This window comes from Boseongicola sp., from assembly GCF_057460485.1.
Genome location: NZ_JBVCWP010000415.1, coordinates 1 through 2,599, shown reverse-complemented (window position 1 = coordinate 2,599; position 2,599 = coordinate 1). Strand labels below are relative to the sequence as shown.

3 protein-coding genes and 1 pseudogene are annotated in these 2,599 nt (G+C 58.8%); 1 reads left to right on the top strand and 3 read right to left on the bottom strand.

The annotated features are described in order from the left end of the window. Positions 1-723, top strand: a 723-nt coding sequence (locus AC221Y_RS22995) for a mandelate racemase/muconate lactonizing enzyme family protein (RefSeq protein WP_486708608.1), incomplete at its 5' end; no start/stop codon positions are given. Positions 724-1,101: 378 nt separating this feature from the next. Here the strand turns inward: AC221Y_RS22995 and AC221Y_RS22990 are convergent. The 3 genes and pseudogenes from AC221Y_RS22990 to AC221Y_RS22980 form a co-directional block, all read right to left on the bottom strand. After that, on the bottom strand, positions 1,102-1,257 hold the full coding sequence (locus AC221Y_RS22990; protein WP_486708607.1) for a hypothetical protein: 156 nt from the start codon (positions 1,255-1,257) through the stop codon (positions 1,102-1,104). 115 nt (positions 1,258-1,372) lie between these two features. Beyond that, positions 1,373-1,537 (bottom strand): annotated as a pseudogene (locus AC221Y_RS22985) (transposase); the annotation flags it as partial. Between the two features lie 112 nt (positions 1,538-1,649). Continuing rightward, a partial coding sequence (locus AC221Y_RS22980; protein ID WP_486708606.1) for a lysophospholipid acyltransferase family protein occupies positions 1,650-2,599 on the bottom strand: 950 nt, incomplete at its 5' end.

Genomic DNA, 2,599 nt, shown 5'->3' with positions numbered 1-2,599 from the left:
GAGGCCGCGCGCCTCAAGCATCTGCGCGACATCCAAGGCTTTGACGCCTTCAAGGTGCGTGCCGGCGCCGAGGTCGGGCGCAACGCCGATGAATGGCCCGGCCGCACCGAAGAGATCATCCCGACCATGCGCCGCGAGCTTGGTGATGATGTGGACCTGCTGATCGATGCCAATAGCTGTTATTCGCCCGAACGCGCGATTGAGGTGGGTCATATCCTGCAAGATTACGGGTTTTGCCACTATGAAGAGCCCTGCCCCTATTGGGAGCTTGAGCAGACCAAACAGGTCACCGACGCGCTCGACATCGATGTGACGGGGGGCGAACAGGATTGTGATTTACCGACCTGGAAGCGGATGATCGACATGCGCGCGGTCGATATCGTGCAGCCCGATATCCTCTACCTCGGGGGTATCTGCCGCACGCTTCGGGTGGTGGACATGGCGCGCGACGCCGGATTGCCGGTGACGCCGCATTGCGCCAACTGGTCTCTGGTGACGCTGTTCACGATGCACCTTTTGCGGGCGATCCCGAATGCGGGCAAATACCTGGAGTTCTCGATTGAGGGTGCGGATTACTACCCGTGGCAGGAGGGCCTGTTCGTGACTTCGCCCTACACGATCGAAGATGGTCATGCCCGCGTCACCGACGCCCCCGGCTGGGGTGTCGAGATCAATCCCGAGTGGTTGACAAAATCCACCTATCAGATCAGCGACCTTTCCTAGCGCGCGCATTGAAAAGGCGGGGCTGCGCATCGCGATATCTTGCGGGCTAACTGTGGCGATCACAGGAGCGAATGGATAGCCAAGATGAACCGCCCCGGGTTTGCCGGAGGCTGATTTGTCTTGGTTACGCGCCCATATCTGATCTTTCCATAGCAGCATATAGGATGATTGCGTCGGCACTGTGAGCCGGTTGTCATGTGGGGCGGCGAGAATCTCGTCGCAGGCAGACTTTACCTCGTGCTGCGAGCCGTCAAAAACGTCCCACCAACTGATCGCGCAGTCCATTTCTGCAAGTTGTTTTTCGATCTCCGCACATTGATCAACGGGGATCATTCGAAACGTGATGGCGCCCTCCTGGCGAAGGATTTGGCCAATCCTCTACCAGCCGAAGCGTTCCGGGTCGTCAGTTCCAGCCATTTTGGCGGCAAAGACACCGCCTGGAATATTGCGAAGTTGGCCAGCAGCGACCAACGTGGCAGCCTGAAGTCTGCGCTGAGCCTCACTAACGTAAAGCCCCATTGTATCGGGTGTCATTGGGCTGCCTCCGCAGGGGCTGTAATCTGGTGACAAGAAACGTTGGCACCAATAAGCATACAACCGAATCCTCGCAATGGAAGCAGGGAGTGATCCCCACTGCGAGACTGAAGTTATCCTCGCTCATAACCACGTCGGTATCTCTGTGCGCCGTGATCCACTTGTTCAGTGTCGACATGCCAACGCCGAAATCACCGGCAACCTGTTTGCGCGTCAGCCCACTTGTCAGCCCAATCTGCACCGCATCCAGGCGAAATTCATCCGCCCGTTTCAGTCCCATAGCCAGTCTCCTTTGTTGCAGTAAATGCTATCAAAGGAGCGGCATCAAACCGCGACAGGTCCACGTTAGAATTCGTCAGGCAGCACCGCCGCAGGTGCTGACATCAGACAGTTCACCCCGCCTGCCCCGAGCGCGCCATACCAAACTCAATTTCCTCTCGACCAAGGTCTGGCTCCCGACAATGGGCAAGGATTTCGGCGCGCGCCGCCTTGCTAAGGTCCAGCGCTGCCGCGAAATCCTCTGCCTCTGCCCATATGGGATTGCCAATTCGTACGGAAATCGGCGCACGACGCGGAAACCACTGGTGGCTGTCACGTAAGACAGAGCGCGTTCCCACCAACGTCACCGGCATGACCGGAATGCCCGCCTTCGCCGAGATCTGGAACGCGCCAGGAGAGAAACTGAGCAAACCTGGCATCCGCCGCACACGTCCCTCGGGAAAGATAACGAGCCGTTCACCGGCACTCACAGCTGCAAGGGCCGCTTCCTCCACCTTGCGCGGTGAAGTTGCAACGTCGGGAACGAAAACCGCGCCAAGACGGCGCAGGAAGTTGCCAGCCATAAATTGGCGGCCAAACCGTTCCGTTACGATGAAGGTGAGCGGCACGTTTATTGCCGCCGAAATAACGGCCCCGTCGAGATAGCTTGCGTGGTTCGCGACGATGACGACATCGCGTTCAGGGACCTTAGCTAGCTGTTCGACCTCGAAACGGATTCCGGTAAGTCCGAACCAGGTGCGCACCGCCCCTCTCAACACCGAGTGCCGCCAAGGCCTAACCGGGAGCACTATTACAAGAGGCCAGACGAAGACTGCAAGAAGCAACAGCACGCACCACCACCATCCAGCATAGGCAAATTCGCCGACGGTGCCGACACTGCGCATCAAGCGCCCGGCGGCAGCCGAAACGGCTAACCGACCGAGTTGCCACCAAAGCCCGGAACCCGGCTTGCCCAGCGTGCCAGCCTCGTAGAATTCGCGCGTCGTCGATCGACGGATCTTGCCGCTGGAAGTCTTCGGCACAGCGTGAGGCGGCACGAGTAGGATTTCCTCCGGTGGTATTT

What these genes read in the sequence shown, in the direction of transcription:
- AC221Y_RS22990 (WP_486708607.1), bottom strand. Translation starts at nt 1,257, where the DNA reads ATGACACCCGATACAATGGGGCTTTACGTTAGTGAGGCTCAGCGCAGA.